At 59.8% G+C, this 25,121-nt stretch carries 36 protein-coding genes and 1 pseudogene; 21 read left to right on the top strand and 16 right to left on the bottom strand.

Annotated elements, in window-relative coordinates; genetic code table 11:
* The first annotated feature begins 32 nt into the window (after positions 1-32).
* From ACXYMS_RS05340 to ACXYMS_RS05330, 3 genes are all read left to right on the top strand, one after another.
* Entirely contained in the window at positions 33-581 is a 549-nt protein-coding gene (locus ACXYMS_RS05340) for an HK97 family phage prohead protease (protein WP_458904309.1), read from the top strand.
* A 244-nt stretch (positions 582-825) separates the two neighbouring features.
* Positions 826-1,164 carry a P27 family phage terminase small subunit gene (locus ACXYMS_RS05335; protein WP_458904307.1) on the top strand — a complete coding sequence of 113 codons (339 nt, stop codon included), beginning with the start codon at positions 826-828 and terminating at the stop codon, positions 1,162-1,164.
* On the top strand, positions 1,164-1,427 hold the full coding sequence (locus tag ACXYMS_RS05330) for a hypothetical protein (RefSeq protein ID WP_458904306.1): 264 nt from the start codon (positions 1,164-1,166) through the stop codon (positions 1,425-1,427). The genes ACXYMS_RS05335 and ACXYMS_RS05330 overlap by 1 nt, the downstream gene beginning before the upstream one ends.
* A 329-nt stretch (positions 1,428-1,756) precedes the next feature.
* On the opposite strand, the gene ACXYMS_RS05325 is transcribed toward ACXYMS_RS05330, so the two are convergent.
* The 6 genes from ACXYMS_RS05325 to ACXYMS_RS05300 all read right to left on the bottom strand — a co-directional run bounded on the left by ACXYMS_RS05325 (position 1,757) and on the right by ACXYMS_RS05300 (position 4,821).
* Positions 1,757-2,368 carry a DUF3800 domain-containing protein gene (locus tag ACXYMS_RS05325; RefSeq protein WP_458904305.1) on the bottom strand — a complete coding sequence of 204 codons (612 nt, stop codon included), beginning with the start codon at positions 2,366-2,368 and terminating at the stop codon, positions 1,757-1,759.
* Between the two features lie 144 nt (positions 2,369-2,512).
* Entirely contained in the window at positions 2,513-3,124 is a 612-nt protein-coding gene (locus tag ACXYMS_RS05320; protein ID WP_458904303.1) for a type VI secretion system-associated protein TagO, read from the bottom strand.
* The gene (locus ACXYMS_RS05315) at positions 3,121-3,384 is read right to left on the bottom strand and encodes an excalibur calcium-binding domain-containing protein (RefSeq protein ID WP_458904302.1); all 264 of its coding nucleotides are present in this window, start codon (positions 3,382-3,384) and stop codon (positions 3,121-3,123) included. The genes ACXYMS_RS05320 and ACXYMS_RS05315 overlap by 4 nt, the downstream gene beginning before the upstream one ends.
* Positions 3,381-3,863, bottom strand: a complete 483-nt coding sequence (locus ACXYMS_RS05310) for a CC0125/CC1285 family lipoprotein (protein ID WP_458904300.1) — start codon at positions 3,861-3,863, stop codon at positions 3,381-3,383. Before ACXYMS_RS05310 ends, ACXYMS_RS05315 begins: the two co-directional genes overlap by 4 nt.
* A gap of 164 nt (positions 3,864-4,027) precedes the next feature.
* Complete coding sequence (locus ACXYMS_RS05305; RefSeq protein WP_458904299.1) at positions 4,028-4,360, bottom strand: hypothetical protein; 333 nt, start codon at positions 4,358-4,360, stop codon at positions 4,028-4,030.
* Between the two features lie 11 nt (positions 4,361-4,371).
* On the bottom strand, positions 4,372-4,821 hold the full coding sequence (locus ACXYMS_RS05300) for a hypothetical protein (protein ID WP_458904297.1): 450 nt from the start codon (positions 4,819-4,821) through the stop codon (positions 4,372-4,374).
* 115 nt (positions 4,822-4,936) lie between these two features.
* On the opposite strand from ACXYMS_RS05300, the gene ACXYMS_RS05295 reads away from it, so the two are divergent.
* Together ACXYMS_RS05295 and ACXYMS_RS05290 are read left to right on the top strand one after the other, a co-directional pair.
* On the top strand, positions 4,937-5,149 hold the full coding sequence (locus ACXYMS_RS05295) for a hypothetical protein (protein WP_458904295.1): 213 nt from the start codon (positions 4,937-4,939) through the stop codon (positions 5,147-5,149).
* Positions 5,149-6,993, top strand: coding sequence for a hypothetical protein (locus ACXYMS_RS05290; RefSeq protein WP_458904293.1), 1,845 nt, complete (start codon positions 5,149-5,151; stop codon positions 6,991-6,993). The genes ACXYMS_RS05295 and ACXYMS_RS05290 overlap by 1 nt, the downstream gene beginning before the upstream one ends.
* A gap of 829 nt (positions 6,994-7,822) precedes the next feature.
* Here the strand turns inward: ACXYMS_RS05290 and ACXYMS_RS05285 are convergent.
* The 5 genes from ACXYMS_RS05285 to ACXYMS_RS05265 all read right to left on the bottom strand — a co-directional run bounded on the left by ACXYMS_RS05285 (position 7,823) and on the right by ACXYMS_RS05265 (position 10,722).
* Entirely contained in the window at positions 7,823-8,014 is a 192-nt protein-coding gene (locus ACXYMS_RS05285) for a hypothetical protein (RefSeq protein ID WP_458904291.1), read from the bottom strand.
* A gap of 1,009 nt (positions 8,015-9,023) precedes the next feature.
* The gene (locus tag ACXYMS_RS05280) at positions 9,024-9,353 is read right to left on the bottom strand and encodes a helix-turn-helix transcriptional regulator (protein ID WP_458904289.1); all 330 of its coding nucleotides are present in this window, start codon (positions 9,351-9,353) and stop codon (positions 9,024-9,026) included.
* Between the two features lie 15 nt (positions 9,354-9,368).
* Positions 9,369-9,626: a helix-turn-helix domain-containing protein gene (locus ACXYMS_RS05275; RefSeq protein WP_458904287.1), complete on the bottom strand. Its 258-nt coding sequence runs from the start codon at positions 9,624-9,626 to the stop codon at positions 9,369-9,371.
* Between the two features lie 260 nt (positions 9,627-9,886).
* Positions 9,887-10,222 (bottom strand): hypothetical protein, encoded by a 336-nt coding sequence (locus ACXYMS_RS05270; RefSeq protein ID WP_458904285.1) that lies wholly within the window; start codon positions 10,220-10,222, stop codon positions 9,887-9,889.
* Positions 10,223-10,428: 206 nt separating this feature from the next.
* The gene (locus ACXYMS_RS05265) at positions 10,429-10,722 is read right to left on the bottom strand and encodes a helix-turn-helix domain-containing protein (protein ID WP_458904283.1); all 294 of its coding nucleotides are present in this window, start codon (positions 10,720-10,722) and stop codon (positions 10,429-10,431) included.
* Between the two features lie 95 nt (positions 10,723-10,817).
* On the opposite strand from ACXYMS_RS05265, the gene ACXYMS_RS05260 reads away from it, so the two are divergent.
* The 3 genes and pseudogenes from ACXYMS_RS05260 to ACXYMS_RS05250 all read left to right on the top strand — a co-directional run.
* A complete protein-coding gene (locus ACXYMS_RS05260; RefSeq protein WP_458904281.1) occupies positions 10,818-11,069 on the top strand; it encodes a hypothetical protein in 252 nt (83 codons plus the stop codon).
* Between the two features lie 218 nt (positions 11,070-11,287).
* Positions 11,288-12,268, top strand: a complete 981-nt coding sequence (locus ACXYMS_RS05255; protein WP_458904280.1) for a hypothetical protein — start codon at positions 11,288-11,290, stop codon at positions 12,266-12,268.
* Between the two features lie 80 nt (positions 12,269-12,348).
* Positions 12,349-12,648 (top strand): annotated as a pseudogene (locus ACXYMS_RS05250) (JAB domain-containing protein); the annotation flags it as partial.
* Here ACXYMS_RS05250 and ACXYMS_RS05245 read toward each other — a convergent pair.
* Positions 12,634-13,875 (bottom strand): GNAT family N-acetyltransferase, encoded by a 1,242-nt coding sequence (locus ACXYMS_RS05245; protein WP_458904278.1) that lies wholly within the window; start codon positions 13,873-13,875, stop codon positions 12,634-12,636. The pseudogene ACXYMS_RS05250 and the gene ACXYMS_RS05245 sit on opposite strands and share 15 nt — an antisense overlap.
* A 160-nt stretch (positions 13,876-14,035) precedes the next feature.
* A complete protein-coding gene (locus tag ACXYMS_RS05240; RefSeq protein WP_458904276.1) occupies positions 14,036-14,776 on the bottom strand; it encodes a cytochrome c biogenesis CcdA family protein in 741 nt (246 codons plus the stop codon).
* A 241-nt stretch (positions 14,777-15,017) separates the two neighbouring features.
* On the opposite strand from ACXYMS_RS05240, the gene ACXYMS_RS05235 reads away from it, so the two are divergent.
* The 5 genes from ACXYMS_RS05235 (at position 15,018) to ACXYMS_RS05215 (ending at position 16,665) form a co-directional block, all read left to right on the top strand.
* On the top strand, positions 15,018-15,245 hold the full coding sequence (locus ACXYMS_RS05235) for a DUF378 domain-containing protein (RefSeq protein WP_458904274.1): 228 nt from the start codon (positions 15,018-15,020) through the stop codon (positions 15,243-15,245).
* A 369-nt stretch (positions 15,246-15,614) separates the two neighbouring features.
* Complete coding sequence (locus tag ACXYMS_RS05230) at positions 15,615-15,821, top strand: cold-shock protein (protein ID WP_458904272.1); 207 nt, start codon at positions 15,615-15,617, stop codon at positions 15,819-15,821.
* Between the two features lie 59 nt (positions 15,822-15,880).
* Positions 15,881-16,135, top strand: coding sequence for a hypothetical protein (locus ACXYMS_RS05225; RefSeq protein WP_458904271.1), 255 nt, complete (start codon positions 15,881-15,883; stop codon positions 16,133-16,135).
* Entirely contained in the window at positions 16,132-16,380 is a 249-nt protein-coding gene (locus ACXYMS_RS05220) for a hypothetical protein (RefSeq protein WP_458904269.1), read from the top strand. The genes ACXYMS_RS05225 and ACXYMS_RS05220 overlap by 4 nt, the downstream gene beginning before the upstream one ends.
* Before the next feature lie 33 nt (positions 16,381-16,413).
* Positions 16,414-16,665 (top strand): hypothetical protein, encoded by a 252-nt coding sequence (locus ACXYMS_RS05215; RefSeq protein ID WP_458904267.1) that lies wholly within the window; start codon positions 16,414-16,416, stop codon positions 16,663-16,665.
* A gap of 8 nt (positions 16,666-16,673) precedes the next feature.
* Here ACXYMS_RS05215 and rpsU read toward each other — a convergent pair whose 3' ends face one another.
* Both rpsU and ACXYMS_RS05205 read right to left on the bottom strand, forming a co-directional pair.
* A complete protein-coding gene (gene rpsU / locus ACXYMS_RS05210; RefSeq protein WP_458904265.1) occupies positions 16,674-16,925 on the bottom strand; it encodes a 30S ribosomal protein S21 in 252 nt (83 codons plus the stop codon).
* A 773-nt stretch (positions 16,926-17,698) separates the two neighbouring features.
* Entirely contained in the window at positions 17,699-18,151 is a 453-nt protein-coding gene (locus ACXYMS_RS05205) for a hypothetical protein (RefSeq protein WP_458904263.1), read from the bottom strand.
* A 230-nt stretch (positions 18,152-18,381) separates the two neighbouring features.
* Here ACXYMS_RS05205 and ACXYMS_RS05200 point away from each other — a divergent pair, with 230 nt between their 5' ends.
* From ACXYMS_RS05200 to ACXYMS_RS05175, 6 genes are all read left to right on the top strand, one after another.
* Entirely contained in the window at positions 18,382-18,933 is a 552-nt protein-coding gene (locus tag ACXYMS_RS05200; protein ID WP_458904262.1) for a methanogen output domain 1-containing protein, read from the top strand.
* On the top strand, positions 18,933-19,931 hold the full coding sequence (locus ACXYMS_RS05195; RefSeq protein WP_458904260.1) for a sensor histidine kinase: 999 nt from the start codon (positions 18,933-18,935) through the stop codon (positions 19,929-19,931). The genes ACXYMS_RS05200 and ACXYMS_RS05195 overlap by 1 nt, the downstream gene beginning before the upstream one ends.
* A 9-nt stretch (positions 19,932-19,940) precedes the next feature.
* Complete coding sequence (locus tag ACXYMS_RS05190; protein WP_458904258.1) at positions 19,941-20,417, top strand: response regulator; 477 nt, start codon at positions 19,941-19,943, stop codon at positions 20,415-20,417.
* 191 nt (positions 20,418-20,608) lie between these two features.
* A complete protein-coding gene (rpe, locus tag ACXYMS_RS05185; protein WP_458904256.1) occupies positions 20,609-21,292 on the top strand; it encodes a ribulose-phosphate 3-epimerase in 684 nt (227 codons plus the stop codon).
* A 199-nt stretch (positions 21,293-21,491) separates the two neighbouring features.
* Entirely contained in the window at positions 21,492-22,823 is a 1,332-nt protein-coding gene (gene purB / locus ACXYMS_RS05180; protein ID WP_458904254.1) for an adenylosuccinate lyase, read from the top strand.
* Positions 22,820-23,371: an RBBP9/YdeN family alpha/beta hydrolase gene (locus tag ACXYMS_RS05175; protein ID WP_458904252.1), complete on the top strand. Its 552-nt coding sequence runs from the start codon at positions 22,820-22,822 to the stop codon at positions 23,369-23,371. The genes purB and ACXYMS_RS05175 overlap by 4 nt, the downstream gene beginning before the upstream one ends.
* A gap of 56 nt (positions 23,372-23,427) precedes the next feature.
* Here the strand turns inward: ACXYMS_RS05175 and ACXYMS_RS05170 are convergent, their stop codons facing one another.
* A complete protein-coding gene (locus ACXYMS_RS05170; protein WP_458904250.1) occupies positions 23,428-23,751 on the bottom strand; it encodes a DUF1476 domain-containing protein in 324 nt (107 codons plus the stop codon).
* A 204-nt stretch (positions 23,752-23,955) separates the two neighbouring features.
* Between ACXYMS_RS05170 and purC the strand changes: the two genes are divergently transcribed.
* A complete protein-coding gene (gene purC, locus ACXYMS_RS05165) occupies positions 23,956-24,720 on the top strand; it encodes a phosphoribosylaminoimidazolesuccinocarboxamide synthase (protein WP_254674147.1) in 765 nt (254 codons plus the stop codon).
* 17 nt (positions 24,721-24,737) lie between these two features.
* A complete protein-coding gene (gene purS / locus ACXYMS_RS05160; protein WP_458904248.1) occupies positions 24,738-24,980 on the top strand; it encodes a phosphoribosylformylglycinamidine synthase subunit PurS in 243 nt (80 codons plus the stop codon).
* Positions 24,981-25,121: the final 141 nt, after the last annotated feature.

Here is a 25,121-nt window from a genome sequence, read left to right as displayed (position 1 = left end):
AGAAGCGATACAGGCTGCCTTGGAGGCCAGGGTTGGCAAATCGTGAAATCCGCGAAGGTATGCTCTCGGCAGGCGGCCACACTGCTTCCGGGTTCGCAGCCGTCTACAACACTTGGACGAACATTGGCGGCGCTTTTGAAGAACGGCTAGCTCCCGGCATCTTTGCTCGATCGCTACGGGAAGAACCGGACGTTTTGGCTCTGTGGAGCCACAAGTATGATCTAGTGCTGGGGCGAACGACCTCCGGTACCCTGCGCTTGTTCGATGAGCCGATAGGCCTGCGTTTCGAACTAGACCTGGACGAACGCACTTCCGATGGCGCCCGTGCTATCGGCACCGTTGATCGGGGCGATGTCGCTGGCTGCAGCTTCCAGATGGTGCCCGTCGCCGAGACCTGGGAGGACAATGGCATCGGCCTTCCGCGCCGTACCATTACCGAGGCCTACCTGTTCGAGATCACCCTTACGCCTATTCCTGCCTATCCGCAGACATCGGTGAAGCTCACATCGCGCGCTGACAACCGAGCCAACGCATACCGCCGGCGCGCAGAAGCAATGCGGCGGCGCGGCATCTCAATATAGAAAAAGGCCCCGGCAGCAATTAAGCGCCAGGGCCTTCTCTTTCGCCAGCGCTGCGGAGGGCTTCGCGCACCGGCTTGATGCTTAGATGGGTGGCCAAGGCTCCCGTTCAATGCCGGTCGCGGTCCTGTGATCTCATGGGTGGGAGGGGGTGCCTAGATCCCAGTCCAAAGCCCCTTTCACCTACCGCCGCCCCCGCAACGCATTTGCGGGCATTGCCCCGGTTCAACAAAAAAATGGAGACCACATGGCCAACACAAAGCCACCTGGCCATCTGCAGCCGGCGACCAGGAAATGGTTCACTTCGGTTCTTGCCGACTACGATATGGATCCGCACCACATTCGCCTGCTTACACTGGCTGGCGAAGCTTGGGATCGTGGCCAGGCAGCCCGCGAAATTATCGATCGCGATGGCATGACCTTTGACGACCGCTTTGGCCAGCCAAAGGCAAGGCCTGAAGTGGGCATCGAACGCGACAGTCGAATTGGCTTCGCCCGGCTCCTGCGTGAACTAGCCCTCGACGTGGAAGGCCCAACAGAAACACCACGCGGTCCGCGCACCGCAGACTATGGGAGCCGCCGCTAATGCCCGTACGAGCCAGAAAAAGCCGGCGCCGTGACGTGCGTGCCGAGAAGGAAGCCTGGTCAATGTTCTTCCAGAGTGGGTTCGACTTTTTCAATGACCTGCGGGACATGGGTGTTGAGACGAACCAAAATGGAGTGCCTGCCGACGACGTGGCCCGCGAAGCGTGGCAACGTCTGGGCAGGCGTTTTCTTGACGAATTTGAGGGCCAGCCTAGCCAGCACGGGCACTACGGTGTGCGGGTGTTTGGTGAGCCGGGGCGGTGATGGATGCCGATGGTGGGTTAGCCGGAAATAGATCAAGCTGATATGCTTGCGAGCCCATCGGCAGGTTGACAAAATACAGTATTCATGGTAGTGCGCATCGCACTTTGTGCGAGACCGCCCTGTGGGCGTGCGCACTGCCAGCACAACTGTGTTACTGGGAACTTCTCAGTCAACCAAGAGTTGACAAAGTGAGCTACTAGACGCATATACAGCTCGTGACCTGTTTAGGCTCCGCGCCTATCGGGCACAGTGGTGACCCGGACCTTACAATAGGGCCGGTTGCTAGCCACAACCCAAACCGCTTGGTACTCGCCAAGCGGTTTTGCGTTTCAGAGTACATCAATCCGATAAGCTTCGCGCAAACCTTTGGCATTGGCATCGCCATTGTTGATCCATGATCGGGAATGCGCCACGACATCGGCCAATTGCAACATTCTCGATACTGCAGAGTCGATGGCTACCACTCGCGTAACAGCACGAAACAGACCATCGTTCACGATCGCTTGCCTGATGGCCTCCTCAAAGGTGTGATGGGTGTTCTGTTCATTTAGGTCGACTATGACCTCAATGTTGTTGATCTGCTTCCCAAGCCCCTGGTCGTCACGGAACCTCTTTGCAGCGACCTTCACAGTCTCAATCAGCGTATTGGCGTAAATTTCCGGCCGAGAGCCTACCGTAGAGCTGGATCTCTTGTTCATCATCAAGAGGCCTTCGGGCATTTCAGTTTGTGCATAGCGAGCCAGCAAGCTTTGGAGATTTGTGCGATCCCAGGATGCGGCGTGAACCTCATTGGCCGAAGCAGGTAGCAAATCACTGAAGGTCTTATCGGCCTTCCCGCATTGACTTGCCCACACTATCGCCAGTCCCAGTGCAAACCCTTCTTCTCCGGCGGTGCCGTACTCATCCACGAAGCAGATGATCTTTCGATTCAGTCCGGGCATCTAAGTTTCGGTCATCCACTATTATAGGCCAACTGCTACTTATCAGCCCCAAACAGCTTCGCCACCCCAAAACATTTTAACCCGCCCTCGCCGGCGGGTTTTTCTCTAAAGCCCATCGTAAAGAGGATTAATTTCGCGGTGGCTTCACCATCCACAGGCCTCGCGCAGCGGCGCAATCGCCTCCTCAAGTCCTGCGATCGGCATGTAGTCACTGACTGCGTTCTCGCTGTACGGCGTGGCCTCAACGTACATCTTGGACCCGCCGAAGAGCGATTTGATCCATGGAATTGACGTTCCGCCATTCCAAAGCCCCAGCGCCTCATGATTGTTCGATTCTGAAAAAGACTTGGTCTGTGCAGCTTGAGTATCCACTCGGTAGGTCACCCGCCCCGCACCATTGAGGTCAGACATAAATAGACCGCCGAAGTTCAGAATGGCCGCAGTCACGTTTTCCCGGCACGCGAGAGTCAACGTTATTTCCGACTCGCGGCCGTACTGATCTGTTATGCCGTCCGTTCCTGTCACTTCGAGAAAGACGTTCTTGGAGTCGTCCACAGGGCTCGTCTGCACGTGAGTAGTCCATTTTCCCTTTGTGGGTGCAGCAACTGCTAAAACCGCCGCCTCCGCTAAGCCGTCGTAGCATGCCAGCCGCGTGGCATCTGGCTTAGCCGCGCATGTCTGTAAGGTTTCTGCAGACGATGTAGCAACCGGCACCAAGGCGGCCATGGCTATGGCAAATGACGCGATGGCTTTCAATTATTGCTCCCGCAAAGTTGTTCACACGGAGCGCCGTCGCTGTCACCGTCTAAGCGTCCGCCCCAACTGCAATTGTTCAGGTACCAACGTGCCTCCTCGCAGGAGCCAATCTGGCTGCATGTTCGCCGCGGCTGACAGCTGACTTGCGCGACCTCAATTTTGTAGATCGACGGGTCAGCCTGGCTCTGCTCTTGGGCTAGGGCGCCGCTAAACACCAGCGCCAGTGCACAGAGGCCGGCGAGAGCCTGCCGCGCGATCATGACTTCGTTTCGGGCCGCTTCACGCGGGGATTGATGTTGTTGAACACTTCCTGTGCGTTGTACGAGTTCGGTCCGCCGGTGTTTGACACCCGGATCATTAGATCCTCTCCGGGCTTTACGATCTCATAATTGAAGCCGGGGCTGTAAGAGACGCCCCCGAAGATACCGCGCCCAAATGTGCCGGCGGTCTGCTGCGTCACATTGCTTGTGGCGTCGCGATTGTTCACGACTTCAAAGTGGGTCTTGCCGGCGGCCAATGTGGTCTCAGCAGCTTTGAGCAATACATAGTCCTGAATTGTCGTGGCGTCTGTATAGCCATTGCCTCGCGCCGAGATCCGATACACGTCGTTCGTCACCGGCGCAGCCATTACCCCGCCCATCGCGCCCATGTCGCTATAGGTGGTGGCGCAGCCCGACAAAATCACTGACGCAGCAAGCATCGTCATCGCGCCAAGCGCGATTACCGTCTTCTTGAACATGGATAGTCCCCCAAATATTGGGACAGACTGCCCATGTAATCGGGTGCCCGGCAAGCACAATGTTTACGCTTCATTAATCATTGGGATTTGTCCCAATATAACCCCCGCCCTCGCCGGCGGGTTTTTCTTTGGTCGAGGCTTTGTGGCTATCCCCCACAATATGGCTAGTCCTTGAGTATAAGGACGCGCAAATACGGCTCGACGTCATCGACATCTGGCGCGTAGCAGGACGCGGGCACGACACATTCGACCGTAATGGACTCGATGATTCCGTTGCGTTCAGCACTTTCCCCCAGTGCCGCTAAAACCGCGCCCGCGTACTCGTTGCACTCCTGCACGGTGCCATGGACGTCAGCGGACACCACTTGCCCCACCGCGGCAGCCATGGATCGAGATGTGCCGGTGCTGACGATCTTTAGAACACACGCCTCGGCGGTAGATGCTAACCCACCGCTGATCGCCAACAATAACAGGACCAAACCGGCGCGACGCTGCACTTGTCGGCCTCCTAGAACAGCATCTTGTAGACATTGCCATCGCTGTCCTTGGCCACGCCGTACCCGTTTGCAGTGCCGCTGCCGGTGTAAAACTCGGCTTGAACGGTCGCGCCGGATGAGCAGGCCAGGAATGCCTCACCGCGGTTGGTGCCCGGCATATTCGCCACGGATACCGAGTTGAAGCCGACAGACGACCCATAGGTCGAGAATAACGAGCCGCTGCTCGCAACCACCATTTGCGGGGCAACTGACGACCACCGGCCAGAGCAGAGGTCATCACCTGGCCGAACCATGGTGATCTCCCCGGTGTTGGACTCGATGCCCTTCGCTGTTGCCTGGATCGTTGGCAGCGGCGCCATCCGGGACAGCGGCCCCTCAACGGGAAACATCGACACCTTGGTCGACATACAGCCGGCCAACAACAAAGCGGCACCAGCCGCGGCAGCAATTGCTCTGATCATCTGAAGCCCCACCTCTTCAATGCAGACAACAGCATTGCGGTTGGCTTCGCAAGTTCTATCCCGCCGGGCCAGCGCACCGCGGCTAACCCGCGCCCACCCAACCAATGGAGGCCAAATGGCCAGAACTGCCAAAACTCGCTTCGGCGAGCGCTTCGACTCGTACCTCATTTCGACTGACCTGCCCGACGAGACCCTAGTGGCAATCGAGGCCGCATATACCGCCGCCGACCAACTCGCCGTCGACGCTGCTAATCTTGCGAACCAGAACCCGGAAAATCTCATGAACTATGTCACCGGCGCACTAGCAGCCCAGTCGGGGGCAAACTGATGACCACTCCAACCGTCGACGACGTTTTCCGCGACTATAACACCCCCAGCGTGCCCTCTTCCGGCGATCACACGCCCAAGAAATCCGAGATCCGTCGACTTCTGAAGTCCATCCTTGGCGGCACGGCTGCCATTGGCGATTTTGAGGGCGCATGGGACGTTGGTACGACCTATGTCACCTCTGCCTACGTTGAGCACGGCGGGTCTTTGTGGCTGGCACTACGCGAGACCGTCGGCGACACCCCGACAGAGGGGGCAGACTGGACGCTGCTGCTGCCCGGTGTGTCTGTGGCTGACGGGGCGGTATCACATGTCAAACTGTCGCCCGACGTTCAAGAGCGGCTCGGTGCCACTTTCGACACTCTGGCCCTGGCCCAGGCTTATCAGCCCCTGGTGGCGCCTACGGCCATTCGCCTGCGCGGCTTCTACGCCGCTGGCGACGGTGGCGGCGCGCTGTACAAACTTGCGGCGTCCGAACCAAGCCACGCCGGCAAGTTTTCCATCACCCTCTCCGATGGCATCACCGTGGCTTGGTTCGACTTCGCCGAAGAGCGCGCCCACGTCCGACAGTTTGGCGCGATCGGCAATAACGTTGAGGCTAATGCGGCGGTAGATCGCGCCGGCATCGCCAACGCTTGCGCATGGTCGACTGCCAAAGGCGTCACCATCTCCGGGCTGGTCGGTTCCGGCCGGGGTCATGCCCCCGAGGTGCACTTGGGCATCGGCCGGTACTATGTAGACGTCGGCGATATTCCTCTTGGCCCCTATGCCACCATCATCGGGGAAGGAGCTATCATCCGCCCAGCGGCAGGCTTTTCGGACAGCAACATCTTCATCAGCGACGGGCCGTCGTGGCGCCAGCGTTTCGTCGGCTTCCAGACGATGGACACACCTCGCGCCTTCTATCTCAATTCCAACAACCAGAACCGTGGCGAGGTCCTGTTCGAAAACTGCAAGTTCTACAACCACACCACCGAAGCGATCTATCTGGACGAGCAGTCCACCACGACAGTATTCGACAATTGTCATTGGCACGAGAACCTGCACATGCTCCGGATTACGCGGGGCGACGTCGTCATCATCCGCGGCGGCTGGGTCACTGGCCAGGTGTTCGATACGGCCCGCGATGCGGCCATCGTCTCGATCCACGAATGGAGCCGGCTGAGGCTGGAAGACGTCGCCTTTATCCCTAAGGCGCAGACCGTCAATTCAACCGCCTGGGTGCGGCTAGAGAATGGCGCGTCCATGCGAGCCATCGGTTGCCGGTTCGGCGGTGAGAATGGCGGTCATGCTGTCGTCAACAACTACTCGAGCGCGGATCTGACCGGCACTATCGACCCTTGTTACGTCGATATCCAGGACTGCGACATCTCGGCGGCTGATACCGATCGCGGCGCCATTCGGCTTTACGCGATTCCGAACCAAATTTTGTTCAAGGGGAACAAGGGTCTTCCGGCGGGGCGCTATATCACGTGGGGCTCGACCTTGGACGGAACGGCTCAGCAGGCCCTGATCGATGCGATCACCGAGGTGCACATTAACCAGGGCTATGTCCGCATCGCCATCGAGGACAACGTGACCGAGTTCGGCGTTGAGTCCGCAGTTGAATTGCGTGTCGTGCCAGTCAACCTGCAGCGCCTGATCTACACGTCCCATATGTCTGGTATCCGTATCACGGACGGTCTCTCAGGAAACGTGCTGATCACCGCAGGCTCAGGGTCTCCAGAGGGCGTGATTTCTGCAAAAACCGGATCGATGTACCTGCGCATCAACGGCACTGCCGGATCGATGATTTACAGCAAGACATCCGGGACTGGGAACACCGGGTGGACGGCAGTGGCATAACTTCAGCCGGCGCTTTCAGGGCGCCGGTGTGTCGTGATTTGACCGCCCCACCAGACTCGTCTTTCCGGTTTTGTTCTGGAGAAAGAACCATGACCGTGACTCCGACCAACACCCAGCCACTCACCGTCGACGAGGTGGTCCACCTAGACCGCCTCAGGCGGCTGGGAAAGCCACAGCCATCATTCCCGACGCAGCGGGAGATCAGGGAGTGGCTGGAGCGGAGCCGATACCTGGTGGAAGATAAGCCGTAGAACAGAAGGGGCGCCCCATCTCTGGAGCACCCCTTCATCATCAGGTCAACGGAACAGACCGACGAACCATGAAACCAGCGAGAGCAAATTGCACTCGAGGGCAAAACGGAACTTGGCCCCGTTCGGCTGGCTGGTTTCGATTGTCAAAGATACCATACGGCACCTCCTCTAATCGGCGCGGTCTCTTGATGAGCCGAATAACGCGCGCTTAGACCAGCAGGGACAGTTTCAGACCGTTAAATCAGCTGGTGCGGCTGTCCCCGTGCCTTCGGCTGACTCTTGTTGCCATGGAGATGGTTGTTGGCATGAACTTGTGCAAGAGCCGAGGCAACAAAAAGGGCAGCCCGAAGACCGCCCTTCGTTCTCACTACGATGTGTGGCAGGCCCGGCAACACCAAAAGCAACCATTGGCCCGAGAAAAGGTCAACTTCGCTTTCGCTACAGCCGGATAGCAGGTTGAGTACTCGCCCAAATATGTCTTGTAGAGCGGCATATATGAGCAACCCTCGACATGGACCTCGTGGTCCCCGTTCGACTGCTGGTTGTGATTTACGTAGTACGACGCCATGATTGCCCCCTTAAAGCGCGGTCGCGCCATTCGCCGGCGGTGCCGGCGGAATATGCGCGAAGCGCTTTCCGGTGTTGATCTCAGAGATCCGGCCGGAATTGATGTCGAACCGAGCAGCAATGCGGTGCTGCAACTCGCCATTTGCCAGGAGGTACTTGATCTCGCCGATATCCTGCGGCGTCAGGTCGCTGATGGATGCCATCGGCATATCCTTTCATCAACTGTGACAGCAGTACGCTTGCCAAACAGTGAGAGAGGCCTATGCTCGCCTTTGTTCAGGAGGTGGAGCAATCCATCCCACACAGTTTGACCCAACCAAGCGCACCTTGGTTACACACGGTCAGAATGTGCAAAGGGCGAGCCATTGGCTCGCCCTTTTCTCTGTGGACCCCCTCTGCGCATTCAGCGACGGAAATGCCAGCGTCACGTTCCACACCAACCATGTCGGCGTGTCGTGACTTGTCGAGCATTTCTAGCGCCCGTCCCGAATCCCCTCCTCCAAGGTTCAGAAACAGCATACGGGGTATGTTCATAGCGCATAGCTACGACGGTCCGAACGATTCGTCAACGAATCCTTAAGATGTCCGCCCCCCCCTTCAACACCCCCGTTATCTCTTCAAGATGAGTGGAAGATCCGGAGTTCTGCAACACTTATCCGGAACGTCATCGGACTTTTAGTCCGATGGTGATTTCCGGGCGCGCCAGTAGTTCATCGCCTCGCGTCCCTTCCTTTTTGCTCCCTCTCCCACTTCAAGTATGGATCTTCCTCCTCAACTTGGTCGGGCGGCACCCATGATTGCCCGGCCAGTGCGCGTTCTAGTTGGATGCGGCTCCAGCGTTTCGTCCCCATGATCGGTGGCGGTACCACGCCGCGCCGCACCCACGCGTCAAACCCAGACGGCGATAGCCCGCAGAGCTCGGCGGCTTCGGCCCTTGTTAGCGCGAGAGCATTCAAGAGCGGGGGCCCTTCCCGGCAAGGAATGCCTTCGCCCGCTGCTCCAGGTTCCGGTCCGATAGCGAAATAGTTGGGGCTTTTGCTTTTGCGGGAACCCGCATGGCCTCCCAGATGGCGACCAAGTCTGCCTCGCCAAATAGTAGTGAGCGTCCGACCACCGAGCAATTCCCGGTGCGCCTGGCAATGCGCGCCACGGCATGCCTGCTGGATCGCAGACGCTCCGCAGCCTCAGCTAGGGTAAGGATCGCTCCTGGTGTCATGCTACGGCCCACTCATCGTCTTGGTCGTCCTCGTCTCCCGGCAGCGCAGCAAACGCTTTCTCGATCGCCGCGCGAGACCAGACCCGGCGGCTGTCAATGTGCTTTGGCTTCGGCATGCGTTTGTCCTTCACCATCTCGTCGAACTTGGACGGCGACACTCCAATGAATGCGGCCGCGATCTCTCGAGATAGGCCGATGGGTGGCAACGAGGCAGGTAATTCGGCTGGTTTTTTCATACCGGCAGCATCACCGCCGGTGAACGTGAAGAAAAGGCCCGGCTTCACGTAAGCGCGGCTAAGCCCCACCGCGTTGTGGACAACATCCAAGCTAAGAGGAACCGCTTATCGCAGCCTGACGCCGATCCCGCCGATAACGGATTCACCGTCGTCAAGGAAGGTCACTCCGGCGGCACTCAGTGCCGCCTTGATGGCGACGATAGTTTCTGGACGCCCCCCGATGCCTTCACCAATGTCCGCTGATTCCAGGCGTTTGATGGTAGGGAGCGACACGCCACACTTCTCGGCCAGAGTGGCTTGTGACCAACCGATTAACGCGCGTGCGGCCTTGATCTGGCGAATTGATACTTTCGGTATTGACATCGTTCTCTCCAAATTTGATACTTTTAGTATCACGACTCATATGGGGTCGCAATTGAAGGAGACGACTATGCTTAACGAGAGCGCGACCACCACCCACTTCCGCCCCGCGACCCTTCTGATCCCCGGAGAGGCGCCGCGCCAAGTCGTCGTGACGATCGAGCGGCCGGCAAAGAAGTAGCGGGCCGCTTCCGCGAACTTTCCGTTTGGTAATGAGGATAGAAAAAGCACCCGCCTTGTGAGCGGGTGCCAGCGTGTACTGATTAGGCGGCGACGCGCATCTGAAGATAGCGCTCAATCCACGCCCTTACTTCAGGGCGACTCTCGTAGCCGGCAACGCTTCCGATCTCCGCGACCATGAGGCTGTCGTTGCCATCCATGTAGGCGGCAAGACGGTCGCGCAGGGATACGGCACTATGAAAAGACGGAACCCACCACAGGCTTTGCTGGATGCGAATGCCATTGTTGCGGATGAGCTCGTCGATCAGACCGGGGTAGTCCTGACCGTGGATGCGCAGGTCATAGCAGACTGCATACAGAGTCGGCGGACCGGTAAGCACGGATCCAAGGAAACTGGTGGATACGGGGAGATGTGACAATTTGGTGCTCCTTTTGAGCTTGTCGTGGAAAATCCCCGGCGCTATGACGTAGCTGCTAGACGACGCATAGCGTCCGGGGGAGGGGCGCGTCTGCACTCCTCCCCTATTGCCTTACCTAAATTTTTGTTAACGGCACAACGGTGAATCGCGCTTAGATCACAGCCCAGTGGTGATTTGGCCGGTCGGTTGCTGCTGCCTCGCGGCAGTCACCTCTTCTGCTTGATACCAGTCGGCACATACTCGGGCGGCGGATAGCTCTCGAAGCTCACGCCCAATTCCCCAAACTCGATCCCTGCAGCCGCCAACTCTTGGACTAGAACAAAGAGCGTCGCGGGATGCGGCGCTCGCTTGTTCGACTCCAAGTCGGCGATGGTCGAGCGTGCCACCCCGATGCCCTCGGCTAGGTAGGCCTGGCTCCAGTTTAGGAGCCCACGGGCTGCGCGCACCTGCGCTGCAAACAGTTCGGGGTTCTGGCTGGCAAAGTCCATGACGTCGCGCATAACGACTCAAATCCTACAAAATGATTGATAAGCGAATTCGCTTATGCTACTTTGTGACGGATATCACGCGAAATGGCGTAGGTCTAGGAGGCTCCATGAAGGCAGCAAACGACAATAGCTTGTACCTTTCTGAGGCGGCCATCGCTCAGCGCGTGCTGGGGACGGGCGCCCTGCCCCGCTGGAGTGGGCTCTCTGTGGTTCTGGAGCGCGAGGGCCTGCCGCGGGTAGATCCTCTTACCGGCTGCCGCTATTGGCCTGCTGTTAAAGCCTTCCTGGACCGACGGCATGGGCTGGGCGTTGGCAGCCTACTGCCCTCGACCGCTGATGGGGCGGAGAACTGGAATTGACTGATTTCCCTGGTCTTAAGCGGAAGCGAAATAAGGATGGATCCGAGCGCCTTTATTGGATGGCGAGATCGGACCTAGTCGCGCGCGGGTATCGCCCCTCGAGTGTTCGCCTCCATTTGCCTGATACGCCTGATGGTCGCGGGCAGCTATCCGCACGCTGTTACGTGCTGCAGGCGGAGATGCTGACTTGGGCTGCTGGCACTGAGAAATCTAGTGTAGTGTATGATGGCACCATTAAGAGCCTGTCTCGGCTTTACCAAACCGACGAAGACTCTCCCTATCGGGGGCTAAAATGGAACAGCGCGGCGAACGTGACAAAGACTCTCAAGATCATCGAAGGCACCGTGGGCGCGCGCCAGGTCAACAAGCTGCTCGGAAACGACTTCAAGGGTTGGCACCGTAAATGGGGTGAGCCCAAGGGACCAGATGCCCCACCCCGCCCTTGGCGTGCCAAGCACGCAATGGACACGGTTCGCCAGCTGATAAGCTACGGAGTAACTTTGGGTTTCGAGGACTGCTTGAGGGCGGACACTATTCTGTCGAAAATTCGGTTTGCAACGCCCCCTGCCCGTACCGCCATTATGACTGCCGGCCAGGTAGAGGCTATCCGCGCGACCGCGCATGCACAGGGCTGGCACTCGATAGCCCTAGGGACCGTTCTGCAATTCGAACTGACCATGCGGCAGAAGGACGTAATTGGCGAATGGGAGCCGGTAGATAGTGGCCAGGGTGGCATCCGTCACCGCGGCACTATGTGGGTGAACGGCCTCCTTTGGTCGGATATCGACAACGAGATGATCCTGCGGAAGGTGCACACTAAAACAGGCTTCCCGGTGGAGCACGACCTAAAGCTGCACCCCGCGGTACTCGAGGAAATCGCCTTCATACCAGCCGACAAGCGCGTTGGACCAATGATCATCGCCGAAAAGACAGGCGAACCTTATAAGCACCGGAACTACACGCAGCGCTGGCGGCAAGTAGCAAATGCTGCGGGTGTTCCGAAGGCGGTCCAGAACATGGACGCTCGTGCAGGTGCAATTACGGAAGCGTATGATCTCGGGGCAGCCGAGACAGACGTCATGAAGTCGGCCGGTCACAAGAATCGGCAGACCAGTGCTCGCTATAATCGCGGCACCATTAAACAGACAAGCCGCGTTGCGATGATGCGGCTGGAGAAACGGACAGGGAACAAGGACTAGGGGACGCCAGAGGGACGTTTGGGGGACGTTTTCGGTAATGGCTTGATTTATAGAACATAAAGCCTGCCGAGAAACACATCCGCATCCTGTTTCTCGACAAGAAGAATAGGCTGATTGCCGACGAGGTGCAGCAGACCGGCACAGTCGATCACACGCCGGTCTATCCCCGCGAGGTCATCAAGCGGGGCCTTGAACTCTCGGCAACAGCGCTGATTCTGGTGCACAACCACCCATCAGGCGATCCGACGCCCTCATCGGCCGATATCCGGATGACCCGCGAAATCGCCGATATCGCCAAGCCACTGGGGATCGTGCTGCACGATCACATCATCATCGGCAAATCCGGCCATGCCTCGCTGCGCGGGCTAAAGCTGATCTGAAACGCCTGCGCCCATGAGGCGGTCTTTCAACTGGTGGACCGAGCGTAGCAGCGACCTGATTGCGTCATTGCCCTTCGCCCATGCCCGAAGCTTCTGGTACGACTGGTGGCCGGCAATCACCACACTCCCCAGCGGCGACAGGCCGACATAATGCTGGCGCAACGGGATCTGCACATTGCACCAGTGACGCTTCTCGTCGGTATAGCCACACCCCATATCGAACACGGCAATCTCCTGCTCGAACACAGTCTGCATGACCCGCAGCAGGCATTGCTTGCCGGGCGAACCGCCCTGAATGCGGGCGCAGTCGCTCATCGAGGAGATCAGGCAGAACATGCGGTCGCCCTGCACCACATTGTAGCGCACCGCGACGATCTCGCCATCCAGCCGCAAGGCATGCAGGCGCACATCCACGCCCGATCCGGGATCGAGGGCAGCATGGTAGAAACCGACGAGATTGTCCGCAACAAAGGCATCGCGAATGCCCTGGGCGCGGAACCGTGCCGAGCGCTGCGCAAACATGATGTCGACGGCCGCATGGGCAGCCGCAAGATCGGTGATCTCCTCGAACGCAACCGTACCCAGAGCTGCGAGACGATCCCCCTGCTGTCGATCATGCTTGCGCCGGGAGCGACTGCGCTGTTCACTGTCGCAATGCTCCCAGGAAGAGAACTGCGCGCGATAAAGCGCCTCGACGGTCAGGTTCGAACCCAGCTCATCGAAGAGATTCTGGTGCCCGTTGATCTCGAGCGGCATTGAGCGGGGGTAGACAAGGTCGGCGCCCGAAAGGGCGCGGGTCATGGCCGACCACAGAGCCGCCCGGCCGGCCGGGCCGAGGGTCGCCAACCGCGCAGTGTCAGCGACCGGGGCATAGCAACCTGCATGAGGACCGGGAAACCAAGTAAAGAGTTGCATGCCATGCACGCGTTTCAAATGCAGCGGCAGGATCGCCACCGGTTCGCCATCGACGGAGCCGACCACATAATGCTGTTCCCGCCGCGGAATAGCGCGCTCCGCGACCCAGAGGCGGATGAAATCATAGCTTTGGCCCGGCGATTCCACGCCCGACGCGTTGAAGCGGCGCCAGAGTGTTTCGACATCCTCGATGCAATTGAACACCGCGACGGAAAATGAACCGCTCAAGGCCAGCGGCGCATTGACCGCACCGCCCGTCTCGTCGTCCATCTGATCTACCGCCCGAGCCATGGGCTGGCTGTTCGCGTTCACTTTGTTCAGTCCCTCGCCCGAAACAACGCCATACTGGGAGCGAGACGTAAACTGGACCTGAAAGCCGAGCAGCGAAAACCCATTGTGCTCTCGAAACCGTGAACAGGGTTAACTCGGTCCTGTTATTTGGCCGCATTCGAGGGACATTTCCCAAGCGCGCTCAGCCGAAATTGGCGAGGACCGGGAAGGTATCTAGGAACCAGTAGGAAATGCGGGTGAAATTGCCGGTGAGAAACAGCACGCCGGTCACCACCAGCAGCCCGCCCATGACCCTTTCGACCGTGCCCAGATGCTTCTTGAAGCCATTGAAGAAGGTGAGGAAGGGCCCGATGGCAATGCCGGCGAGGAAAAAGGGTATGCCCAGCCCCAGCGAATAGAGCCCCAGCAGCGACGCGCCCTCCCAGGCCGTCTCCCGGCTGGCCGCGACCGAGAGGATCGCCGCCAGCACCGGCCCGATGCAGGGCGTCCAGCCAATGGCAAAGGCGAGGCCCAGCAGGAACCCGCCCATCGGGCCGGAGGCCGCGCCGGGGCCATGATGGCGCAATTGCCGGTCGAGAATGCCGATGCGGTAGAGCCCGAGGAAATGGAGGCCCATGGCGATGATCACCAACCCGGCCACCGGCGTCAGGATGGGCAGCAACTGGCGGAACACCTGGCCGAAAGCGGTAGCCGTGGCGCCCAGGGTGATGAAGACGACCGAAAAGCCGAGAATGAAGAAGATGGATGTCAGCGCCACCCGGCCCGTCAGGCGACCCGCGGAGCCGGACACCGCCTCGGCGCGCAACTGGTCATAGCTCGCGCCGCTCATATAGGTGAGATAGGGCGGCACCAGGGGCAGAACGCAGGGGCTGAGAAAACTCAGGACACCCGCGCCGATCACCAGAGGCAGGGAAAACTCCACGCAGGACGCTCCTTGTTGCTGCCCCCTGTTTAGCGCGGCCTACGGGGAAGGCAATGAGCCGCAAAGCCGCATCGCGGCGAAGTGAGGTGGAAGCGGCAGCCAATTCACTCACGGCTGAAGTGTTCCGGTCACAAACCATGCGCCCTGCGCTTTCGCACTTTCTGCGACCACCGCGAAATAATAGGATTGGAACCAACTACGCACTCAAGTTTTAAAGTGAAGACGCTTAGTGGAGATAGAAATGAAAGCCATCAATATCATTACGCTTGTTGTGGTCATCGTTGGCGGGATCAACTGGGGGCTGGTTGGCTTATTCCAGTTCGATCTTGTAGCGACGATTTTCGGGGGGCAGGACGCTTTGCTTGCGCGCATCGTCTATATCCTCGTGGGTATTTCCGCCCTCTGGCAGATTTATCCCTTGATGACAGGGTCCGAACATCGTTCGACATCAGAGCGCCGGACCATGTAACTCCGTCTACCGCTGCCATAGTGCGACGCACTCTGCGTCTGGTTCCGGAGCTTGCCCCACGGAACTGGACGCCTCTCGGCCTAAGGCGACGCCCCGATCACCCGCCGAGAAGCTGGCGGCGGGTTTGCTACGATTCCTTCCAGCAACCGCTTCACCAAGTCTCTTCAGGTCTCCAGCCTTGACTTCACGCCATTTGAAGTAGAAGGTACATCCCATACGTTTCTGCCACTGTTGGCAAACTCAGCCTGCCGGCTTGCCGGTCGCTTGGCTTACCTTCCGAACTGCAAACGTTGATAGGCTCCTGCCGCACTGTGCGCAGGGGAAACCTGCTCGCTTGCTTTGCTTCGAGCCAATTCGAAAGGCGCCAACATGATCAACGGCACCGTGAAATTCTACAACTCCACCAAGGGCTTTGGTTTCATCACGCCCGACACCGGTGGCAAGGACGCTTTCGTCCACGTCTCGGCTCTGGAACGCGCTGGCATCAACAGCCTCGCCGATGGCCAGAAGGTTACTTTCGACCTGGAAAAGGGTCGCGACGGCCGCGAAAGCGCCATCAATATCGCGCTGGCCTAAGCCCAGCGACCATGGGGGCGTCCATGACGCCCCCATTCTCTTGAATGAAGGAGCGCACCATGCCGCACCTCTTTAAAGTCGGTCAGATGCTGGAATTGCGTTCAGCCCCGCGCCATAGCAACCGGCCTGCCGGTCCCTGCGAGGTCATCTCCTGTCTGCCCCATGACAAGGGTCCGGTGCTCTATCGGGTGAAATCCTGGGGCGAGAGCAATGAGCGCGTCGTGGAAGAGGCCGACCTCAGCCCCAGCGCCGCCATGAAGACCGTGTTTTCCGAGAGCGAAAACGCCTTCTCCATCGCCATTTCCAAGCGGTGAACGCGGACCTCGACTGGTCCGCACCTGCCGAGCTCTATTCGAGCGTTGCGACGCTGAAGACCCGCAACGCCCGCTACTTCAGATTTGACACAGCCGCCGAGGCGGTTCGCTTTGCCATCGAAGACATGCCCGGCGCAGCTTTGCGCGGCATAGTGATGGAAAGCGGTGACGATAGATTTGAGGGTGACACAATCCGCGCGCTTTATGACGCGAAGGATTATCCCCTCCAGCGCCCCAAGCGCTGAGACACCGGCCAGACGCCGGAAGAAAGACGAATAATGAATACCGAACTTCTGAACGCCCCGGGGGAATTGTTCCTCGGCAGCGATATTGCAACTGCGCGCGCCCAGGGTGCCCGCCATTTCGCCTCGGCCGCCAAGGCCATCCGCTTTGCCATGGAACAGGCTGCGCCTGTGAGCCTCAAGGGCGCCATGCTGCGGATCGGCGACCGCATACTGGAACCAGGGCAGATCCGCCATTTGCACCGGCAGATGGAAACTCTCGGCCAGGCCAGAAGGCCCGGCCGCTAGAGGGGGATTTAGCCGCGCGAGGGCATGCCCGGACGAGCCGGACGCTTGGGCGCGGCGATCAGACCTTCACGAATAGCCTGCTTGCGCGCCGCCTTGCGATTGCGGCGGATAGCTTCAGCCTTCTGGCGCACGCGCGCCTCGGAGGGCTTTTCAAAATACTTGCGGAGCTTCATCTCCCGGAACACGCCTTCGCGCTGGAGACGCTTCTTCAAGACGCGGAGCGCCTGTTCGACATTATTGTCGCGAACCTGAACCTGCAAAAACTTTCCTAACTTTGCTTTACGCCTCGCCGATGGTTTGACGGACGGATGCGACCGGACGGTCGCCCGCGCGTGGGGTATCACCATTCGGCGCAGAATCCAAATCCGGGATCGGATTTGCGCACAATAGACGTGAAGGCGCGCCGGACGGCCAGAAATCGGGCCTCCGGTAAACGGCAGAGCGGGGTCCCGAGACGTCTCGCGTCCCAAAGAGTAGATAAAAAACGAAACGAAAGCCGTCTCGGGACGCCGGGGTTTCTCGTTAGGCAGGACCCTGGTGAACTGTCCGACGCGCCCGCCACAAAGGCACGCGCTGTCGCTGTCGATCTGCATCGACAGAGGCCGAACTCTCATCCACCGCCCACCAGACCATGGCGACAAGCGACTGCCCCATGCCCGGCTTTCTCTCCCGCAACCGTTCGCTGCAGTCCGCCCTTTCACGGGAGAGATGAGTGCGAGTATGGGGCAGGTTTTGGTGCCGGGGATAAATTTTGGGGCACACTCGATGTGTCACTCCCCCCCTCGCGGGGCTTCGATCCGGCCCGCAGGCAAAATTACGCCAGTGGCGTGATTTTAGGTGATAAGGCCATGAGAGCTCTGCTCGAATGGCTGGGAGGCGGGCCCGACGAATGAAGGCCAATGGAGACCACCTATGCGTGAGCACCCCCACCAGCTGCGCCATGGCCTCGCGGCCAAGCTTCGCTACCTCCCCCGTCAAGGGGGAGGTGTCGCATCGAGTCCGCCTTGGCTCCAGGCGCACATCCTCCCATTCCCTAAACCATGCCCTTGGTGATGGCATTGATGCGCGTTTCCAGCAGCTTTCGGAGTTCGCTGGCCTTGGGGTCCTTTTTGGGCCGTGGCGACAGGGTTGAGAGCGGGCGCAGGCGGCGAATGGGCGCGGTGCCATACCTGAGCAGCCACAGCCGCGCATTCTGATCCTTGTCCCAGGCGCTGTTCTGCGCCTCGAAATCCTCCAGCCGCGCCCGCGCCTGACCCAATTGCAGCAGCAGGTCAGCCCAGTCGGCCGCGGGCGCCGGCGAGGCTGACGCCGAACTGTCGAACCACGCCACTTCACCCAGAACCGCCCCAGCCAACGCAGCCGCCGCCTCCGAAACCGGCGCGCCGGGACGCTTGGCTGCCATCGACTGATCCATCAAGGCACAGAGACGCACAAACAGAGCCTCATGAGCCTTCGCCTTGCGCAAGGTAAGGTTGGATTTGGACATGGCAGTCTCCGGTCAGGAAAAGGGGTTTTGACTGGAGAGGATGGCATGAGCTGGAGGGGGCGGGGATAGGTTGGGGACTAATTACGAACTGGGCAATAGCCCCTCATTGGACATTGAGGGGCCTGTCTCACCGCCCTGAAACACCCGGGGCCTAAGGGCCACGTTGTCTTGACCCTGACCTCATGCGATACCTTCTTGGCTTTAGTTGAGATCGATCCAGGAGTTTCGTAATGCCCGAGGCAGGCAGGCAGTTGACCGACGCCGATCAGATCGTTCAGGAAATTAGTGTCCCACTGGAGCGAGACGTGTTTCTGCGCTCTCTCCTGCGTGAACTGGCTGGGACGCTGGAGGATGTCGTTGGTATCGAAGAGGCGGCCGGCTATATCAGCGTCGTCGGCGGTTCCATCGGCGAACAGATCAACCAGACCTATCGACAGGCTCTGGGCGTGAACAATCTGACGAGGGACCAAGTCGCTGCCGTACTTGTGGATCTGAAGAGACGCATTCAGGGCGATTTTTACATAATTGAGGAGCGCGAGGACAGCATTGTGCTGGGTAACAACGCGTGTCCGTTTGGCAGGTTTGTCGAGGGTCGACCTTCGCTATGCATGATGACGTCCAACGTATTCGGCTCCATTGCTGCCGACAATCTCGGCTACGCCCGCGTCGAGATCAGCGAAGCAATTGCTCGCGGTGATCCGGGCTGCCGCGTGGTCGTGCATCTAAAGCCTGCAGACGCACCTGACCCGTATTCTCGTGAGTATTTCAGGAAAGCGGAGTGATGCTGCGTGAGATGCAGGACGCAGTGCTCGATGCGTTAGAAGAGCCGGCATTCCTCGTCGACCTTAAGGGCAAGATTGCGTTCTCAAATCAAGCCGCGGGAAGCCTATTCGGCTCGTCTCGCGGGGGTGGCAACCTTCTGGATTTTGCTGAGCAGCCTCACGACTCGCTAACAGAGTTTCTTCGCCGCTGCTCCGGAACTACACAATCCCTTCCAGGTGCTGCGACCCTTCGTGACGTCAGCGGGACACCAGTCAGGTTTAGACTGCGCGGTACCAGAACCCAGATACATGACTCACCCTTTATCTTTGTCCGCTGTCTCCATCCGCATCGGGACCAGTTTCCAGTCCTCGCCGCGAAAGTCCGGGAGCTCAACTCTGAAGTCCATCAACGCCGCCGGGTTCAGGCTGCACTGGAGGAGTCCCTGCGTAGCAATGAGATTTTGCTTCGCGAACTGCATCATCGAGTGAAGAACAACCTGCAGATGCTTATTGCCCTGATGCACGGGGCACAGCGGGAAACCAACAGCGCAGAGGCGCGCCTCATCCTGGAGGAGGTTATTCAGCGCATCGCGGCGATTGCATCACTGCAGCAGTTGATGCACGAGTCCCAGGATATCGAGACGATATCCTCCGCCGCTTTCGTCCATGCAATTTGCGACGCGACCAGCACGACCATCAGCGGCGGGCTACGCATAGACGTTCAAGTGGACGATGGCGAATTGGCCCACGAGACCGCCACGCCTCTGGCGCTCATTTTGAATGAGCTTCTGACAAACGCCGCCAAACATGCCAACGGCAGTGTGAAGGTGACCTTGGTCAAACACCCTGATGGATGGGAGCTCGTGGTCCATGACAACGGGCCTGGGCTCCCCCTGGACCCCAAAAATCGCCGGTCATCCGGGCTGGGCCTGGTGAAAGGTCTGTGTCGGCAGTTGGGAGCCTCGCTGTTGATGGAAAATGCTGATGGCGCTCGCTTCGTCATCCGCTTTGATGAATAGGATGACATTTTGCACGCAGAGCATCTCACTTTCGCCCCCCGTGACCGCCAGCCGCTGCCGACTTTCTCGCAAAGCGATGACGACGGCCTGTCTGCGCCTGTGAGGGCCGATACGCTTCGGGTCATGGTTGTTGAGGATGAATGGATCGTGTCCCTCGAAATCGAAGCGGCGCTTGAAGACGGTGGCCACGACTGTGTTGGTGTGGCGGCCACTGCGAGAGAAGCGCTCGCCTTGGCTGAATCCACTCGCCCCCAACTGGTCTTGATGGATATTCGACTGAAGGATAGGGACGACGGTGTAGAAGTTGCCAAGGAACTGCGTCGCCGATTTGGCCTGAGTTCCCTGTTCATCTCCGCTCACGCAGATGCGGCCACCAAACAACGAGCAGCGGATGCTGAGCCGCTTGGCTGGCTGCAAAAGCCGTTTTCTGGGGCCCAACTGCTTCAAAAGATTGCGTCTGTAAAAGCCGGGCTCGGGCAGAAATAAGCAGCGTCCTCGGTTAGGCCTCTGATCCACCAAATATCGGCCAATGTCCGGCTCGATGGCGCCGCCCAAGAAAGTCAACGGTCTCGAACTCCCTGTTCTATCGACGCTCCACCAAAGTCCCACCACCCGCCCCTTGCCCGTGCCCCGCTCCCACGCTACAGCACCAGCATCCGTTTTTCGCCGAGGTGCCCATGACACTCACGCGCCCGCTTCGCATTGCGCCGTCTATTCTCTCCGCTGATTTTTCGCGGTTGGGGGATGAGGTGAAGGCGATTGTCGAGGCTGGGGCCGACTATATTCATGTCGATGTGATGGACGGGCATTTCGTGCCCAATATTTCCTTCGGCGCGCCGGTGATGCAGCGCATTCGCGGCGTGACCGACAAAGTCTTCGACGTGCATCTGATGATCGCCCCGGCGGATCCCTATCTCAGCGATTTCGCCAGGGGCGGCGCCGATATCATCACCGTGCATGCCGAGGCCGGGCCGCATCTGCATCGGTCCTTGCAGGCGATCCGCGCGCTGGGCAAGAAGGCCGGCGTGGCGCTCAACCCGGCGACGCCGGTTTCGGCCATCCAGCACGTGATCGATGATGTCGACCTGGTGCTGATCATGAGCGTCAATCCGGGCTTTGGCGGGCAGAGCTTTATTCCCGAGACCCTCGACAAGCTGCGACAGGCCAGGGCGCTGATCGGCGGCCGCGATATTGACATCGAAGTCGATGGCGGCGTCAGCGCCGACAATGCCCGCGCCATTGTCGATGCCGGCGCCAATGTGCTGGTGGCCGGGTCTTCGGTTTACGGCGGGAATGATCCCGCCACCTATGCTGGCCGCATCAAGGCGATCCGCGATTCGGCCACGGGGATGGTGGTTTAGGCGTAGCTTCGAGTGCGTGGCTCCACCCCCTCCCTACCTCCCCCATCAAGGGGGAGGTGCCAGATCGAGTCTGAGGCTCGGTCTGATCCAGAACACCGGCCCGACACCTCCCCCTTGATGGGGGAGGCCGGGAGGGGGTGATCGCGAATTTCGCGTCACCTCGAACTGAATCAAACTCTGACCTTGCAAGGCTAAACCCATGATTCCGCGCTATTCCCGTCCCGAAATGGTTGCCAATTGGTCGGCCGAGAGCCGCTTTGCGATCTGGTTCGAGATCGAGGCGCACGCCACTTCCAAGCTGGCCGAACTGGGCGTCGTGCCCAAGGAGAGCGCCGAGAAAATCTGGGAGGTGATGAACGCGCGCAAGGCCGAGCGCGGCGACTATGGGTTTGACGTGGCGCGCATCGACGAAATTGAGCGCACCACCAAGCACGACGTCATCGCCTTCCTGACACACTTAAGCGAGATCGTCGGGCCGGAAGCGCGCTTCGTGCATCAGGGCATGACCTCGTCGGACATTCTCGACACGACGCTCTCGGTGCAGATGAAGCATGCCGCCGATATCCTGCTGGCCGATATCGACGCCCTGCTGGCGGCGCTGAAGAAGCGTGCCTATGAGCACAGGGACACGATCACCATCGGGCGCAGCCACGGCATTCATGCCGAGCCGACCACCTTTGGCGTAAAACTGGCCGAAGCCTATGCCGAGTTCTCCCGCAACCGGACCCGCCTTGTGGCCGCCCGCGACGAAATTGCCACCGCCGCCATTTCCGGCGCCATCGGCACCTTCGCCAATATCGATCCCTCGGTGGAAGAATATGTCGCCGAAAAGCTCGGGCTCTCCATCGAGCCGGTGTCCACCCAGGTGATCCCGCGCGACCGCCACGCCATGTTCTTCGCCACGCTGGGCGTCATCGCCTCTTCGGTCGAGCGCGTCGCCGTGGAAATCCGCCACCTGCAGCGCACCGAAGTACTCGAAGCCGAGGAATTCTTCTCGCCCGGCCAGAAGGGCTCGTCGGCAATGCCGCACAAACGCAACCCGGTGCTGACCGAAAACCTCACCGGCCTCGCGCGCCTCGTGCGCGGCATGGTGGTGCCGGCGCTGGAAAACGTGGCGCTCTGGCACGAGCGCGACATCTCCCACTCCTCGGTCGAGCGCATGATCGGCCCGGACGCGACCATTACGCTCGACTTCGCACTGGCGCGGCTGACCGGGGTGATCGACAAGCTGGTGGTCTATCCCGAAAACATGCGCAAGAATCTCGACCTGCTCGGCGGGCTGCACAATTCCCAGCGCGTGCTGTTGGCGCTGACCCAGGCCGGCTACAGCCGCGAGGACAGCTATGCCGCCGTGCAGCGAAACGCCATGAAGGTGTGGGAGCACCGTGGCGAGCGCGCCGGGCTCTTTGCGCAGAACCTCAAGGACGATCCGGAAGTGACTCTGAGTGATGCGCAAATCGACGCCATGTTCGATGACGGCTATCACCTCAAGCATGTCGACACGATCTTTGCCCGGGTTTTTGGCGCATGAGAATTGCCGATGCAGATATCATGATCCTGCCGGGCCTGGGCAGTTCCGGGCCCGGGCACTGGCAATTGCGCTGGGCCGAGAAGATGTCCACCGCCGCCATCCTCGAACAGGCCGACTGGGACGATCCGGACCCGGAAGACTGGACCGACACCATCATCAAGGCGGTGGAACTGGCCGAACGGCCAGTCGTGCTTGTGGCCCATGCGCTGGCCTGCATCGCCGTGGTGCAGGCCGCCCCGCGCCTGCCGGAAGGCAAGGTCAAGGGGGCGTTCCTGGTTTCGCCGCCCGATATCGAGAGTAATCGGGACGTCCCGGAGGAGGCCCGCGCCTTTGGCCTCGTGCCGCGCGATCCCCTGCCCTTTCCCTCGCTGCTTGTGGTCTCGGACAACGACCCCTTCTGCTCGCTCGAATGCGCCGCCGACTATGCCGGCGCCTGGGGCTCGGACTTCCACCAGGCCGGCAATGCCGGACACATCAACGTCCATTCCGGGCACGGCCCCTGGCCCGAGGGGCTGCTGATGTTCACGCGGCTGATGCAGCGGCTGTAAACAAAAGGCCCCGCCGGTTTCCCGACAGGGCCTTGTTCTTTGCTGCGGCAATGCGATCAGCCTTCGGAGGCGATCTGCTCGCTGGCGACGGCGATGAGCGTCAGCATTTTTTCGCGCACCACGTCATCGGTAATGGTGATGCCCTTGGCCTTGAGATCGCCCGACACCTTGCGGAACACGTCCTCGTCCCCGGCTTCCTCGAAGTCAGCGGCGACCACCTCGGCGGCATAGGCCTTGGCAGCTTCGGCTTCGAGGCCCATCAGCTCGGCGGCCCACAGGCCCAGCAGCTTGTTGCGGCGCGCCTCTGCCCTAAACTTCTTTTCCGCGTCGAAGGCGAACTTGGCTTCCTGGCCCTTCTTGCGTTCGTCAAACCCGCTCATGGTCACTCCCACTTGGCTGTGCTGCCGTCCAATCGGCTTTCGCCTGAGGACATAGGCGGTTCGCCGCAGCAAATCAACGGCAGGCGCATGACTGCGACCGCATGCCCCGCGCCTTGGGAAGGACGAAAGCCCTTGCTTTTTTGTGCCGTTCTGGCGCATGAAGCGCCCAACTTACCCCTCCTCTTTCAAGGCACCGGATTCGCCATGAACCGTCGACGCAAAATCTACGAAGGCAAGGCCAAGATCCTGTTCGAGGGTCCCGAGCCGGGCACACTGGTGCAGTACTTCAAGGACGATGCCACCGCCGGCAACGGCGCCAAGCACGAAGTCATCGACGGCAAGGGCGTGCTGAACAATCGCATTTCCGAATTCGTCTTTTCCAAGCTCAATGACCTGGGCATCCCGACCCATTTCCTGCGCCGCATCAACATGCGCGAGCAGCTGATCAAGGAAGTCGAGATCATCCCGCTCGAGGTCATCGTGCGCAATGTCGCCGCCGGCTCGCTGGCCAAGCGCCTCGGCCTTGAGCCGGGCACGCGCCTCCCCCGCTCGATCATCGAGTTCTGCTACAAGGATGATGCGCTGGGCGACCCGATGGTGTCCGAAGAGCACATCACCGCCTTTGGCTGGGCCACTCCGGCCGAACTCGACGACATCATGAGCCTTGCCGTCCGCATCAACGATTTCCTGACCGGCCTGTTCATGGGCGTCGGCATCCAGTTGGTCGACTTCAAGATCGAATGCGGACGCCTCTACGAAGGCGACCTGATGCGTATCGTGCTGGCCGACGAAATCAGCCCGGACAATTGCCGCCTGTGGGACATCAAGACGCGCAACAAGATGGACAAGGACCGCTTTCGCGAAGGCCTCGGCGGCCTGGTCGAGAACTATCGTGAAGTCGCCCAGCGCCTGGGCATCCTGGTGGAAAACGACAATGCGCTGACCACCGGTCCGCGCCTGGTCCAGTAGGTGCAAGGAAAGCTGCCATGAAAGCGCGCGTCACAGTTACGCTCAAGAACGGCGTTCTCGACCCCCAGGGCCAGGCCATCGAGGGCTCTTTGGCGAGTCTCGGCTTTGCCGGGGTGTCCGGCGTCCGGCAGGGAAAGGTGTTTGATTTCGAATTAACGGGAACCGACGCCGAGACCGCGCGTTCCCAAATCAATGCGATGTGCGACAAGCTCCTCGCGAACACTGTGATCGAAAACTACTCGGTCGAAATCTCAAATTAACGCCTCACGGCTACAACTCAAATCGCGCCTCCTCCCGGCGCAGGACCGACTTATCATGCGCAAGACCCAGATCGCCCTCTCCGTCATGTTTTTTGCCTCTCTGGGTCTGCTGTTCGCGGCCTACGCATCCGTGCCGGTCTG

It is taken from the genome of Devosia sp. CAU 1758 (genome assembly GCF_054482695.1).
The sequence above is the reverse complement of the archived record's forward strand: the minus strand, read 5'-3'. Positions and strand labels throughout refer to the sequence as shown.